Raw genomic sequence first — 13,708 nt, forward strand, 5'->3', positions numbered from 1 at the left:
GTTGAGATTTTTGTGTCAAATTCCTTTCAAGTAAGCTCTGGTCGCGCCTCACCCCTAGGTGCTCATGTATTTGACAATGGTTGTAATTTTTCAGTCTATGCGCCTGATGCAAAAGATGTGTATATATGTATTTTTGATAAAACTGAAAACTGCTTGGCACAATTGCGTCTGATAGAGCGGGTAGGGAATACTTGGTTTGGCTTTATAAAAGGCATTACGTCACAGCATATGTATGGCTTAAAAGTCGTTTCACATGCCACAGATGAAGTTGAACCTAAGCTCTCTAGTTTGCCCTTATTAATTGACCCTTATGCAAAATCGCTCAATAAAAGTTTAGATTGGCAGCGTTTGGATTGCCAAAAGCAGATGAACGATGCGATACCCAAAGCTCATATCATCCAAACAGACATAGACCAAAAACAATATGCCAATAAACCTTACAATGACATAATAATTTATGAAACACACCTCAAAGGTTTGAGCATGTTACACCCAAAGGTACCTGATGCTATTAAAGGTACCTACGAAGGCGCGTGTCATCCCAGTGTGCTTGAACACATAAAAAGCTTGGGTATCACCCATGTACAATTTATGCCGCTAATGGCTTACATGCCCGAGGTGTTTGTTAGTGAAAAAGGACTGACTAATTATTGGGGATATAATCCACTTAATTTTTTTGCACCTGAACCTCGTTATGCATCTACTCATTCGGGTTTATCGCAGATGGCACCAAGCCCTCTTGCACAGTGCAAAGCGATGGTAAAAGCTTATCGTGACGAAGGTATTGACGTTATTTTGGATGTTGTATTTAATCATACTGCAGAGTCAGGTATTGATGGACCGACATTAAGTTTTAAAGGCTTGTGCAAGCAACAAACCTATTTGTTTGAAGAAACAGCGAATGGTCGGAAGTATGCTAACTATTCAGGATGTGGCAATACCGTCAATGTTGCAGACCCTTTTATCGCTAAATTGCTATTGGATGCACTTAGGTTTTGGTGTGTCGATATTGGAGTGAGTGGATTTAGATTTGATTTAGCGACCTGTTTAGGTAGAGAGACAATAAGTTTTAATCAACATTCAAGGTTTTTTGCCATGATTGAGCAAGACCCAGTGTTACGTGAATGCTTGTTAATTGCTGAGCCTTGGGATATAGGGCCCGATGGCTATCAATTGGGCCAATTTCCAAAGAATTGGCTTGAGGTAAATGATAAATATAGGGATACGATTCGTGCGTTTTGGCGCAAAGATAAGGGACTTAAAGGAGAGTTTGCGAGCCGCTTAATGGGCTCTAAAGACATTTTTTACAAAGGTCAAAGGCCGATAAAGGCTAGCCTTAACCACATCAGTTACCATGATGGATTTACACTACAAGATCTGGTCACTTATTCTCAAAAGCACAATGAAGATAATCTTGAAAATAATCAAGACGGACACAATCACAATTTAAGTGCTAATTATGGGCATGAAGGTCCTTGTCAGGACGAATCGATTCTTAAGCTAAGAGAGCAACAAAAACGCAATATGTTTGCAAGCCTATTATTGAGTCAAGGAAGTGTTCATATTTTAGGCGGTGATGAATTAAGTAGAACGCAACGAGGGAACAACAATACCTATTGCCAAGACAACGAACTTAATTGGTATGATTGGCGACTAACAAAGCGTAAAAAAAGTTTTTAGGGTTTTGTCGTTATGTCATTGCGCTTCGAAAAACCAATCCTTTGCTGAATACTTTGCATTTTAGTGATGATGATTTTAGCAATCGACAAAATGTCCACTCTGTCAAATGGTACAAGCATAACGGTGGGCAAAAAACCGATCTTGATTGGACCAATGATGAGCATCATAATTTTGCTATTCATATTATTGGTAATCCTCATGTAAATGCAATGATGCCAAACCAACAGCAGCAATGGCTAATGTGTGTTAATGGCGACGATATACCTTGTGAATTTACGCTTACTGATATTACGAATGACAATGCAATAAACCTAGGTTGGGAATGCATGCTCGATACATCAATTGATGATATAGATCTTCATTCTTACAGCACTACCGTTGCGTTTCCTAAGGCTTTTGATATGCCGGCTCGTTGCATAAAACTGTTTAGAAAAAATAATTAATAAGCACATAAAAAAGTAGCCAACAGATATGCTTGTCTTTTGGTCTTGTCCTAAATTAGTGTTATTCTTCATTCTACATTTGTGTCGCTTTAACGATAATTAATTGATGAGATTTATATGACTGTGCGTAATGGGCAAGACCTTTTTGATGTTGGATTTATCGGCTTAGGAGTGATGGGGAAAAACTTAGCACTTAATCTTGCAGATAATGGCTATAAAATTGCGTGTTTTGATATTGATACTTGTAAAGTGGAAGAGGCGCTAGCGCAAGACAAAGCTGAAAACAAAACAGACAGTATTCGTATGATAGGTTGTAATTCATACACGGAACTGCTGGCAAATATTAAGTCTCCACATACCATTATTATGTCAGTGCCTGCAGGAGAGCCTGTAGACCATGTGTGTCGCTTTTTGATTGACGCAGGCATTGCACCTGACGATATAGTTGTCGACACAGGTAATAGTTTGTGGACTGACTCTGTTGCTCGGGAGCAGCAATACAAAGGTAAATTTATTTTCTTCTCGACGGCTATTTCTGGCGGTGAAGAAGGCGCCAGATTTGGACCGTCTTTGATGCCATCGGGCGACCCTTACGCTTGGACTCGAATAGAACCTTTGTGGAACGCAGTGGCGGCTAAAGTAGATCCTGTTAGTGGAAAACCGATTGAAAATTACGAAGTCGGTAAACCCGTTACTCACGGCGAACCGTGCACCACGTATATTGGTCCAGTTGGTGCAGGTCATTATGTAAAAATGGTGCATAACGGAATTGAATATGCAGATATGCAGCTTATTTGTGAAACATACCATGTAATGAAATCCTTGCTTAATATGAGTGCAAAGGACATTAGTGAAGTCTTTGTTAATTGGAACAAAGGGATACTAGATAGTTATTTAATTGAAATAAGCGCTGAAGTGTTAGCGCACAAAGACCCCGATAGTGAAGCGGCGCTTGTGGATATGATACTGGACAAGGCAGGACAAAAAGGCACGGGTTTATGGACTGCAGTAAGTGCTTTGCAAGTCGGTAGTCCTGCACAAACAATCACTCAAGCAGTATTTGCTAGAAGTCTATCATCACTAAAAGCTCAGCGTGTAAAAGCTAGCAAAATATTAGCCGCACCCGATGTGACTAATGTGAGTGAAGAAGATAAGAGCGAAATAATAAAGTATTTGCATGACGCGTTATATTGCGCAAAAATTTGTGCTTATGCACAAGGTTTTCAATTAATGGATATTGCTGCTAAAGAGCATGGTTGGGCATTAGATTTTGCAGCAATTGCTAAAATCTGGCGAGCAGGCTGCATTATCAGAGCGGTGTTCTTACAGTCAATTACAGATGCTTATCAGGAAGATGAAGGCCTTGAAAATCTTTTGTTGGCGCCATTTTTTATCGAACAGATAAAGCAAAACCAGCAAAATTGGCGAAAAGCAGTTTCAATTGCCAGCTTATCAGGTATACCCGTACCCGCGCTATCTTCTGCACTTAATTATTATGATTCATACCGGTGCGAAGTATTACCTGCAAATCTGTTACAAGCACAGCGTGATTATTTTGGCGCACACAGTTATGCCAGAATTGATAAGCCAGAGTCTCAAAAATACCACGTTTCGTGGAGCAGCGCTGATCGCAAGCAAGAACGTGTGCGTAAATAATGATGAACTTATTAGTAATAGGGTGTGTTGCGACATGGTAGACAAATACAAAGACCAACTAAGTCCACTGGAGTATAGAGTCACTCGTTTGGCGGAAACGGAACATCCGTTTACGGGTGAATATCTGCATAATAAAGAAAGTGGCGAATATTCATGTAAATGTTGCGCAGCCCCGCTTTTTGCATCAGAAGCTAAATTTGATTCAGGATGTGGTTGGCCATCGTTTAGTGAGCAGAGTAAAGAAAATAACGTAGACTATAAAAGCGACAATAGCTTAGGAATGAGACGAATTGAGATAGTCTGCAAACAATGTGATGCGCATTTAGGCCATGTATTTGATGATGGCCCTACATCGACAGGCAAAAGATACTGCGTTAATTCTATTTCGCTTAAGTTCAAGCCAGCCTGATGAATATCAGCAAGCTTATCCAATAATATTGACAATACCTTGGTCTTATTTCAAAAAAATACTGTAATTAAATTTCATTTTTTTGCTAAAAGTGGTTTGGCACGACATGCCATATGAACATAGTTCCAAGGCTACCCGCTATTTACTAAATCCTTGACGATTAATTACGTATATATTCTGATGATATGCCTCTAACTTAGTAAAAATGAAAGTTTTCAACAATTTGGACTTTTCAACAAGTTTGCATAAAATGCGCGCGGGTGAACAATATTAACTTTTTCCAAAGGAATAACTTTCAATGAATCAGCAATATGAGCAAGAGTTACAATCAAGTTGGCAAGAGCGCCAAGACTACGCGGAGCGGATGTTACCCGTGATTGGACAGTTATACCGCAATAAAGCGGTAGAAATTTCTGTTTATGGACGCAGTCTGCTTAATGCTAGCGTTATTGATTTAATTAAGGCGCATAGAACGGTTCGTTTATTTGAAGGCGTAAAGCTGCGTTTGCGTGAAAGTTGGCCGATTCTAGAAGCGGTAAACCAAATGAACCTATCACCTTGTGAAGTAGACATTGGTCGCTTAGCTTATGAGTTTCATTATGGAAAAGCCAAAGGTCAAGATGACCTTCAGGCTTACCTAAATGAAGCACTTATGAAAGTTTGTGACACAGATGACGCTCAAGAACCGCGTGATGTTGTATTGTATGGTTTTGGACGAATTGGCCGTTTGCTTGCCCGATTAATGATTGAAAGGCAGGGCAAAGCAAATAAACTTAGGCTTAAAGCGATTGTAGTACGTGGTGGTAAAGAGGGTGATCTAGAAAAACGAGCAAGCTTGTTGCGACGTGACTCAGTTCATGGGCCTTTTAATGGCAGCATTACAGTTGATAATGAGCGTAAAGCAATAAAAGCAAATGGTTCGTTTATTCAAGTTATTTATGCAAATCACCCAAGTGAAGTGGATTACACTCAATATGGGATTAACAATGCCATAGTTGTGGATAATACAGGTATGTGGCGAGATGAAGATGGTTTATCGCAACACTTGCAAGCTAAAGGGGCAGCAAAAGTACTCCTTACGGCACTAAGGCAAAAACAATATCAAGAATATTGTACATGGGGTTAATCATACCGATATTGAAGATGCTGATACTATTCTTTCAGCAGCTAGTTGTACAACTAATGCTATAACTCCTGTTCTTAAAGCGTTAGATGAAGAATATGGCATTGTAAATGGACACGTTGAAACAGTTCATTCGTTTACAAATGACCAAAATTTGATTGACAATTATCACAAAGCTGACAGAAGAGGTAGGGCAGCTTCATTAAATATGGTAATTACTGAAACTGGCGCAGCAAAAGCCGTATCAAAGGCGTATCCTCAATTGGAAGGTAAATTGACAGGTAACGCCATTCGAGTGCCAACCCCAAACGTATCAATGGCAATTCTGAATCTAAATTTAGATAGTGAAACAGATAAAGAATCTATTAACACGTATTTACGTAACACCTCACTATTTTCAAACCTTCAGCACCAAATCGACTTTACGGCGTCAACCGAAATTGTTTCTACTGACTTAGTTGGTGCTCGCGCAGCAAGCGTTGTCGATTCACAAGCAACAATCGTTGCTGGCAATAGAAGCCACACTTTACGTTTGGTATGACAACGAATTCGGTTATAGCTGTCAAGTTATGAGGGTCGTAAGTGACATGGCGGGCGTAAGCGTACCATCACTTCCTTAAGCGATATTTAAAATTATGTAAAAAGCTGACAATCAAGTGTCAGCTTTTTTTTGGTGAGTATTTTGTATCGTTGCGTAGTTTGCTAACATATCTAAAACAGGTATCAGCTATTTAATTAGTGTAACAAGTTGAATTATTCAACTACACTAATGGCTGTGTCGATATAAAACAATAACAAGAATATTTATATGATTATTAATAGTCAATTTGACAGTGGCAACATCACAATAATTAGTGCAACAGATGAACAAAACATTCGTTTAGAAATTAATAAAGACAATCAGTCAGATTTTTATCAATGGTTTCATTTTAAATTACACGCTAGCCCCTTTGTTAATCACAAAATTCACATACAAAACTTATCTAAATCAGCTTACATTGAAGGATGGAAGGGCTATCAAGCGCTAGCGTCATACGACAGGGATACGTGGTTTAGGGTAGATACTACTTTTGATGGTGATGTCCTATGTATCGATTTCACGCCTGAATATGACAGTGTCTATTTTGCCTATTTTGTCCCCTATAGTTACGAGCGCCATTTAGACTTAATTGCACAAGCCCAAACAAGTTTTGATTGTCATCATGAACTATTAGGTAACAGTATAGATGGGCGCGAGATTAATCTGTTAATAGTTGGCGATGAGGACGAAACACAGCACAACAAAAACAAGATCTGGATTACAGCAAGGCAACACCCTGGTGAGACGATGGCTCAATGGCTTATTGAGGGTTTACTAAACAGGCTTTTAGATGAAGACGATGGTGTAGCGCGATCACTATTGCAAGACAACATTTTTTATATCGTACCAAACATGAACCCCGATGGGAGTGTTCGCGGACATTTACGTACAAATGCCGTTGGCACAAACCTAAATAGAGAATGGCAATCTCCAAGCAAAGAAAAGAGCCCAGAGGTATTGTTTACACTTGATAAAATGACTAAAACAGGTGTTGATATGTATCTTGATGTTCACGGAGATGAGGCTTTACCTTATAATTTTGTTGCAGGTAGTGAGGGAAATCCTAACTATGACGAAAGGATTAAATCACTTGAAGAGCAATTTAAGCAGGCATTGATGGCTACAACGCCAGAGTTTCAAGATGTATATGGCTATGACAAAGATGCACTAGGAAAAGCAAATTTGACGGTCGCTAGTAACGCCGTAGGCCACAAGTTTGATTGTTTGGCCTATACGCTAGAAATGCCCTTTAAAGATAATGCTGATTTACCCGATCATGCGTTTGGCTGGTCAACGTCACGTTGCAAACAATTAGGAGAAGACGTGTTGGTTGCTATACGAGCTGTAGCACCGACGCTTTGTAAATAAACACACACAACAATAATAAATAACACCCAAAAGGGGACACATGATGGACGCGTTACTTGAATTTATTAATCTTATTGACAGCTTTTTAGGAAGTGCTGTTTGGTTTCCATACGTGCTGTTGGGAACTGGTGCATTTTTCACTATATATCTTAAGTTTCCTCAGATTTATTACTTTAAACACGCTTGCAAACTAGTTACAGGTAAAATGTCAAAAAGTGATGACCCAGGTGATACAACTCAGTTTCAAGCCTTGACAACTGCTTTGTCCGGTACGGTGGGTACCGGAAATATTAGTGGTGTTGCTTTGGCTATTTTTCTAGGTGGGCCTGCTGCACTATTTTGGATGTGGGCAACGGCATTTTTTGGTATGACGACCAAATTTGTTGAAGTAACGCTATCACACAAGTACCGCGAGAAAACAGCTGATGGAACTATGGCCGGTGGTCCAATGTACTACATGGATAAACGTCTAAACATGAAATGGCTTGCGGTAGCATTTGCTGTTGCCACGGTAATTAGTTCATTTGGGACCGGTAATTTGCCGCAAAGTAACGGTATCGCCACGAGCATAGAAGCTACCTTCGGTTTTTCTCCAGTTGTTGTGGGAGGTGTGCTAGCGGTTTTGTTAGGGCTTGTTATTATTGGTGGTATTAAACGTATAGCGTCTGTGACTTCTAAAATCGTTCCGTTTATGGCGCTTGTATACATCATTGGTGCATTTGCGGTCATCTTCGCAAACATCGAAAACATTGGTCCTGCTTTTGCTTCAATTATTACTGATGCGTTTACAGGCTCGGCTGCAGCCGGCGGCTTCTTAGGCGCAACCTTTGCATACGCATTTAATAGAGGCGTAAATAGAGGATTATTCTCTAATGAAGCTGGTCAAGGTTCAGCGCCAATTGCTCATGCCTCGGCCAAAACAAAAGAGCCTGTTTCTGAGGGAATGGTGTCTATTTTGGAACCTTTTATTGATACGATTATTATTTGTACCATTACAGGTTTGGTAATTTTGTCATCAGGTGTGTGGAGTAAAAAACATGAAAACGTGTTTGAACGCTCAGATATGATGTTTATTACTGGTGAGTTTGAACAAGGAAATGCTGAAGATACTGATAATATATATCGTTATCTAAATGAGCTAAAAGGTTCTACAGTTGAAGCCTTTAATGGTGAAATTGCAGTGGTAAATGGCGTGGCTAATACAGGTGGATTTACGCTTATTAATGCTCGTTCGTTTGCTGAAGATGTTACTTATCATGTTGGTTCACTTGATGATAACTTTACCGGGACTTTAAAAATAGTGGATGGCGATATAGAAAGAGCAAATATCATTGTTCATGGTAAATCCCTCATACACTCGGCAAAATTGACAACAAAAGCATTTACGATGGGATACTTTGGACAGTATGGCCAATATATTGTGTCTATTGGTTTACTCCTTTTTGCCTTTTCTACTGCAATAGCATGGTCTTACTATGGTGATAGAGCGATGACCTATTTGTTGGGGCCTGCATCTGTTATGCCTTATCGTGTGGTATATGTAGCCGGATTCTTTTGGGCTGCAATCAGTGACACAACACTCGTTTGGGCACTATCTGCTGTGGCGATAGTAGTTATGACCTTACCAAACTTGTTTGGTATTTTAATGTTACGTAAAGAGATGAAAGAGTCGGTAAAAGAGTACTGGCATAAAGTCAAAAACTCGTAAGCGGTATCGATTATTGAATCCTGAGCAAAGACTTGCTAAAACACAAGTCTTTGCTTTTTTAGTATGTGGAGAAAGCAATGGCAATTATAGACTGCCCTGCATGTAATAAATCAATCTCAGATAAAGCAAAATCATGCTCTCACTGCGGCTACCAATTTGGTGACGCGAGTGCTGATGATATTAGGCGTAAGTTGTCACTTCAACGATATCAAAAACTGCAGAGTCTTCAGAACCAATCTATGCTGGCAATTTTAGTCTTTATAGTGGGGTGTTATTTTGTATTTCTAGGTGAATTCCCTAACACTGATAGCGGCGAATTAATGTGGAATGCATCTGTTGCAACCACCACCATTGGGTTCATTTGGTATGCTGTTAATCGATTACGAACGGCATTGGCCAAACGACAGTAAAGCAATAATTTTGATAGAGGTAATGTATGCAAGCTGAACAATTACTCGCTACGATGACACCTGATATTTTCGAAAAGCTTAAACAAGCAGTCGAAACAGGTAAATGGCTAGATGGTAATCCATTGAGTGATGATCAAAAAGAGACTGTTTTGCAAGCAGTGTTGTTATATCAGGCGAAAATTGAACAGTCTAATGAGCACATGACAATTGGTGATGACGGAGAGATTGTACAAAAGTCAAAAACTGAATTATTAAGAGAACTAAAAGGTGAAAAGCCGACCAAGCCTAAAAGAAACCAAAATATTGCTCGGTTTAAACAAGATGATTTTTGAACATATTTTTACCCCTGCTCACAAACATGCAGATTCTCAAAAACGCCTCAAAGCGATTGAATCGCTTGATTTGGCAAAAGAAAAGCACAAACAGATTATACATGAATTGGCGTTTAATGATGATTCACCAGAAGTCATCATTGCAGCCTTATTGAAACTAAATTCTTTTGCTTTATGGTATAAATGTGCACAGACCAGCTATTACCCTCAAGTCCAAAACAAAGCGATGGATGTGTGTTTTTCATTATTAGCAGATACAAATAAAATTGATGACAAAACGTTTTGTCGATTTGTTGAAGAATGCAATGACAAGGCGCTATTAGCAAAACTACTGTTTGAAAACACTAGGCTTAGACAAGATAAAGTCCTGAGTCTATCGGTACTATTTAAACTTGATAATGAAGCTTCATATCGACGATTTTTTGAAAATTTTGCAGATGATAGGCAACAATTAGCGATAATCGACGACATTCAAGATCGTAAAACATTGAATCGCTATTTAAAGCAAGCTCGCTCATCGGCCGTCATTGAAAAAATTAATACAAAACTAGAGAACCTTGAAATGCAAGCAAGTATGCCTGCAAAATTAAAGCAGTCTCTTATTTTGATAAACTCACAAATATTAGCGCTTAAAGACAGCGATGATTATGAATATATTTCCTCGCAATTATCTGAGTTAGCATCTCGTTTTGAATCTTTAAAGCTCGATTTTCACTTTTTAGATGAAAACGCAGTAGCGGCGTATACAGAAAAATATCTTGCACTTAAAGTGAGTGTGCAACAAAAGCTTGCAGTGCTTGAGCCTGCGCATCTTGAACTCGTTGAGCGAAAGGCCTTAAGTAACAACATTGAAGAGACACAAAACAATATCAATGAAATAAGGAATCAATACAACTTGCTGTGTAGTGGTGACACTAAAAATATTGAACCTCAGATGAGCTTACTGTTGAAGAGCTTGCTAGCGATAAAGCAAGAGTGCCACACTTTAATAACTCGATGCCATAGCCACGGTTCTAAACCTTTAGCAAAAAACAGCGAAACCTTACTTTTTGATGTTAGTAATTTGATTGAAAGACTCAATGCTTTGCCTGCCGCTTTACAACAGCTTGATCAAATCGAAGGGCAGGCTATTGTATTTAATGATGCTATTGATGAGTGTGAAGTAGCGATTACTAATGCCCTCAAGCAATCAGATATTGACGGATTTATTAACGCTCTTATATTGTTCGATGACACGCTTGCGTCATTTAAAAAAGAGCTGTCATCACTGAGCTTAGTTCAGGACTTTGATTCAAGTATCCTCAATAAATACAGACATCAGCTCGATGCTGCAAACACCTCGTTTAATCAGCATTTTAGCGCTTGTAAGAAACAAGACCGTGTGTGTGAAAACAAGTTAAATATCGTCAAACGATTAATAAATGAAGGTAAATTTAAGCCGGCAATGGCTACTTTTAAAACTGCCAATAACATATTTCTCAAATTGCCTGATTTATCAAAGACCAAGTTGTCGAAAAAATTTGTCATCAAATCTAAGCGCTTACACGAGAACATTAACGCTGAAATTCAAAAGTTGGCGGATTGGCAGTCTTATATTGCTGAGCCAAGAAAACCTGAGCTTTTAGATGAATTAAACGAACTTGTTTTAGAGCCTGCAAACAACATAAAAAGAAGAGCTCTAAAGGTCAAACAATTGCGTCAGCAATGGGTCAGCTTAGGGAAATTAAATACACCTGAAGATGATATTGCCAATGCACGTTTTGATGAATTAATAGAAAAAGCGTTTGAGCCCTGTCGAGTACATTATGCCCACAAAGAGGCGCAGCGAATTAACAACCTGCAGTTAGGAAAAGAACTTGTGGCAAGCGTAAAATCATTTTCTGATGACTTGGCCGCTGATGACTTGGCTAAAAAGATAAATAGCGTTAAATCCTCATTTAGTCGCTTAGGTGAGATAGACAAAGACAAATATGCTGAGTTGAAAAGTACTTTTTATGAAGCCTTATCACCTTTTCAGGATAAAGTTAATGATTTTTATGCACAAAATGGAAAGGCCAAAACGAAGTTAATTGAGAAGATAAAGAATCTCACTGTTAATGCGAAGGATGATGACTTAAAGGAAGCGACCAAGCAGGCCAAAATTATTCAAGCACAATACAAGGCAATAGGGCCATCATTTAAACGTGATGAAAATCGTTTATGGACAGAGTTTAGAACTCAAAACGATATCATCTTTAATCGATATAATGCAGCGCTTGCGGTTTCTCAGGAGCAAAATACAAAACTTATGCAAGAATTGGAGGTATTGCTTGCTCAAGCAAATGAAACACTTGATAAAGCAAGGTCTAAAGACGACTTATTGCCTTTTAGTGATGCGATTGAAAATATAAAGACCTATCTACCCAAATTGGATAGTAAAACACACAAGCAAGTCGAGCATAAACTGCAACAAGCTAACAGACACTTTCAGACGCGTAAACGCCATATGAATAGTGAGCAAGCCAAAGCAAAACTAATGAATTTGTTTACATTTTTACGTGAATTTACGGGGCCTGACTTACCCGATGGCTTTGCTTCCTTATCTACGCAACACCAAAAGTGGGTCAGTAATCCACCCAAACTACCTGATACAATCAAACCTTATGATAGACTTAAGTTACTTTGTTCGATGGCAGTTATACTCGATGTTGGATATGAAAAGTGTGTTGTTGTTTCTGAACAACAATACAAAGCGGTACAACTTGACTTAATGGCCAGTAAACTTCAAGGCGAGTCAAGCCTAGATGTAATGATTGTGTTTAAAGCATGGCTGTCAAAAGGGCCTTTGAGCGAAAAAGACCTATCGATGCTTGATACCATTGAATGGCTTGTGCTCTCGAGTCAGCCTGACCAATAGGAATATTATGAAAAAGCATATATATATCGCTTATACAGGTGGTACTATTGGTATGAAAGCCTCTGAAGACGGCTTTGTGCCTGTCGCAGGTTATCTCTTTGATACCTTGGCAAACATGCCGGAATTTCATCGTAAAGAAATGCCAGATTTCACGCTTCACGAATACGACAATTTGCTCGATTCAAGTGATATGAAACCAACTGATTGGCAACTTATTGCTCAGGATATTGCGGCTAATTATGACCAATACGATGGGTTTATAATTCTTCACGGAACTGACACAATGGCTTACACTGCCTCAGCTCTGTCTTTTATGCTTGAAGGATTGCATAAGCCGGTGATTGTTACAGGCTCACAAATTCCCTTAGCGCAGTTGCGCTCGGATGGGCAATCAAATCTACTTAATGCGCTATATATAGCTGCAACATACCCGATTAATGAAGTAACGTTATTTTTTAACAATGCGCTATTTAGAGGTAATCGAACAAGAAAAGTTGATGCCGATGGGTTTAATGCCTTTAATTCGCCTAATTTTCCTCAATTGTTATCTGCAGGGATTAACATTGAGCTCAATACACAATTAACACATTACAAATCTGAGCAAAAGGAACTAAGGGTCAGTCCTATAATTAGCCAACCTGTAGGAATGTTAACTTTGTATCCAGGGATTAGTGCTGATGTATTAACCAATATGATTCAACAACCTGTCAACGCATTAATTCTGCTCACTTATGGTGTTGGAAATGCACCACAAAACCCTGAGTTGTTAAGGCAAATTGAACGGGCAACCAAGCAAGGTGTGATGGTAGTTAATTGCACGCAGTGTATGTCTGGGACAGTCGACATGTCAGGGTATGCAACAGGCAAACTAGTCGAAAAAACAGGTATCATTTCAGGCAAAGATTTGACACCAGAGGCCGCTTTAGCAAAGTTACATTATTTATTGAGTAAAGATGAGCTCTCGTTTGAGCAGCGTTGTACCCTTATGAGCCAGAATCTACGAGGCGAAATGCTTTAAATACAGAATGCGCATGCTCAAAATTCACATTTAGAAACAATTATACTTTGCCTATTGCTTGCATAGATATGGTGGACTGATACTT

The 13,708-nt window shown here is 39.1% G+C and carries 10 protein-coding genes and 1 pseudogene; all 11 read left to right on the plus strand.

Annotated features, from left to right (window positions below; all coding sequences use genetic code 11):
* The first annotated feature begins 12 nt into the window (after positions 1-12).
* Positions 13-1,680, plus strand: a complete 1,668-nt coding sequence (gene glgX, locus ACZ1G6_RS06110) for a glycogen debranching protein GlgX (RefSeq protein WP_472618498.1) — start codon at positions 13-15, stop codon at positions 1,678-1,680.
* Positions 1,681-1,733: 53 nt separating this feature from the next.
* On the plus strand, positions 1,734-2,123 hold the full coding sequence (locus tag ACZ1G6_RS06115; protein ID WP_472618499.1) for a hypothetical protein: 390 nt from the start codon (positions 1,734-1,736) through the stop codon (positions 2,121-2,123).
* A gap of 117 nt (positions 2,124-2,240) precedes the next feature.
* Positions 2,241-3,779, plus strand: a complete 1,539-nt coding sequence (gene gndA / locus ACZ1G6_RS06120) for an NADP-dependent phosphogluconate dehydrogenase (RefSeq protein ID WP_472618500.1) — start codon at positions 2,241-2,243, stop codon at positions 3,777-3,779.
* Between the two features lie 34 nt (positions 3,780-3,813).
* Positions 3,814-4,188: a peptide-methionine (R)-S-oxide reductase MsrB gene (gene msrB / locus ACZ1G6_RS06125; protein ID WP_472618501.1), complete on the plus strand. Its 375-nt coding sequence runs from the start codon at positions 3,814-3,816 to the stop codon at positions 4,186-4,188.
* 298 nt (positions 4,189-4,486) lie between these two features.
* Positions 4,487-5,931: pseudogene (locus ACZ1G6_RS06130) on the plus strand (glyceraldehyde-3-phosphate dehydrogenase).
* A gap of 188 nt (positions 5,932-6,119) precedes the next feature.
* Positions 6,120-7,259 (plus strand): M14 family metallopeptidase, encoded by a 1,140-nt coding sequence (locus tag ACZ1G6_RS06135; RefSeq protein ID WP_472618502.1) that lies wholly within the window; start codon positions 6,120-6,122, stop codon positions 7,257-7,259.
* Positions 7,260-7,302: 43 nt separating this feature from the next.
* Positions 7,303-8,967, plus strand: a complete 1,665-nt coding sequence (locus ACZ1G6_RS06140) for an alanine/glycine:cation symporter family protein (RefSeq protein WP_472618935.1) — start codon at positions 7,303-7,305, stop codon at positions 8,965-8,967.
* 77 nt (positions 8,968-9,044) lie between these two features.
* Complete coding sequence (locus ACZ1G6_RS06145; RefSeq protein ID WP_472618503.1) at positions 9,045-9,377, plus strand: hypothetical protein; 333 nt, start codon at positions 9,045-9,047, stop codon at positions 9,375-9,377.
* Between the two features lie 26 nt (positions 9,378-9,403).
* Complete coding sequence (locus ACZ1G6_RS06150) at positions 9,404-9,709, plus strand: YeaC family protein (protein WP_472618504.1); 306 nt, start codon at positions 9,404-9,406, stop codon at positions 9,707-9,709.
* Positions 9,699-12,605, plus strand: a complete 2,907-nt coding sequence (locus tag ACZ1G6_RS06155) for a DUF349 domain-containing protein (protein ID WP_472618505.1) — start codon at positions 9,699-9,701, stop codon at positions 12,603-12,605. Before ACZ1G6_RS06150 ends, ACZ1G6_RS06155 begins: the two co-directional genes overlap by 11 nt.
* 7 nt (positions 12,606-12,612) lie before the next feature.
* The gene (gene ansA, locus ACZ1G6_RS06160; protein ID WP_472618506.1) at positions 12,613-13,623 is read left to right on the plus strand and encodes an asparaginase; all 1,011 of its coding nucleotides are present in this window, start codon (positions 12,613-12,615) and stop codon (positions 13,621-13,623) included.
* Positions 13,624-13,708: the final 85 nt, after the last annotated feature.

This window comes from Glaciecola sp. HA4-3 (assembly GCF_055693685.1).

Coding starts and splice junctions, on each gene's coding strand:
- msrB (WP_472618501.1), top strand. CDS start 3,814: ATGGTAGACAAATACAAAGACCAACTAAGTCCACTGGAGTATAGAGTC.
- ACZ1G6_RS06140 (WP_472618935.1), top strand. CDS start 7,303: ATGGACGCGTTACTTGAATTTATTAATCTTATTGACAGCTTTTTAGGA.
- ansA (WP_472618506.1), top strand. CDS start 12,613: ATGAAAAAGCATATATATATCGCTTATACAGGTGGTACTATTGGTATG.
- ACZ1G6_RS06145 (WP_472618503.1), top strand. CDS start 9,045: ATGGCAATTATAGACTGCCCTGCATGTAATAAATCAATCTCAGATAAA.
- ACZ1G6_RS06155 (WP_472618505.1), top strand. CDS start 9,699: ATGATTTTTGAACATATTTTTACCCCTGCTCACAAACATGCAGATTCT.
- ACZ1G6_RS06150 (WP_472618504.1), top strand. CDS start 9,404: ATGCAAGCTGAACAATTACTCGCTACGATGACACCTGATATTTTCGAA.
- ACZ1G6_RS06135 (WP_472618502.1), top strand. CDS start 6,120: ATGATTATTAATAGTCAATTTGACAGTGGCAACATCACAATAATTAGT.
- gndA (WP_472618500.1), top strand. CDS start 2,241: ATGACTGTGCGTAATGGGCAAGACCTTTTTGATGTTGGATTTATCGGC.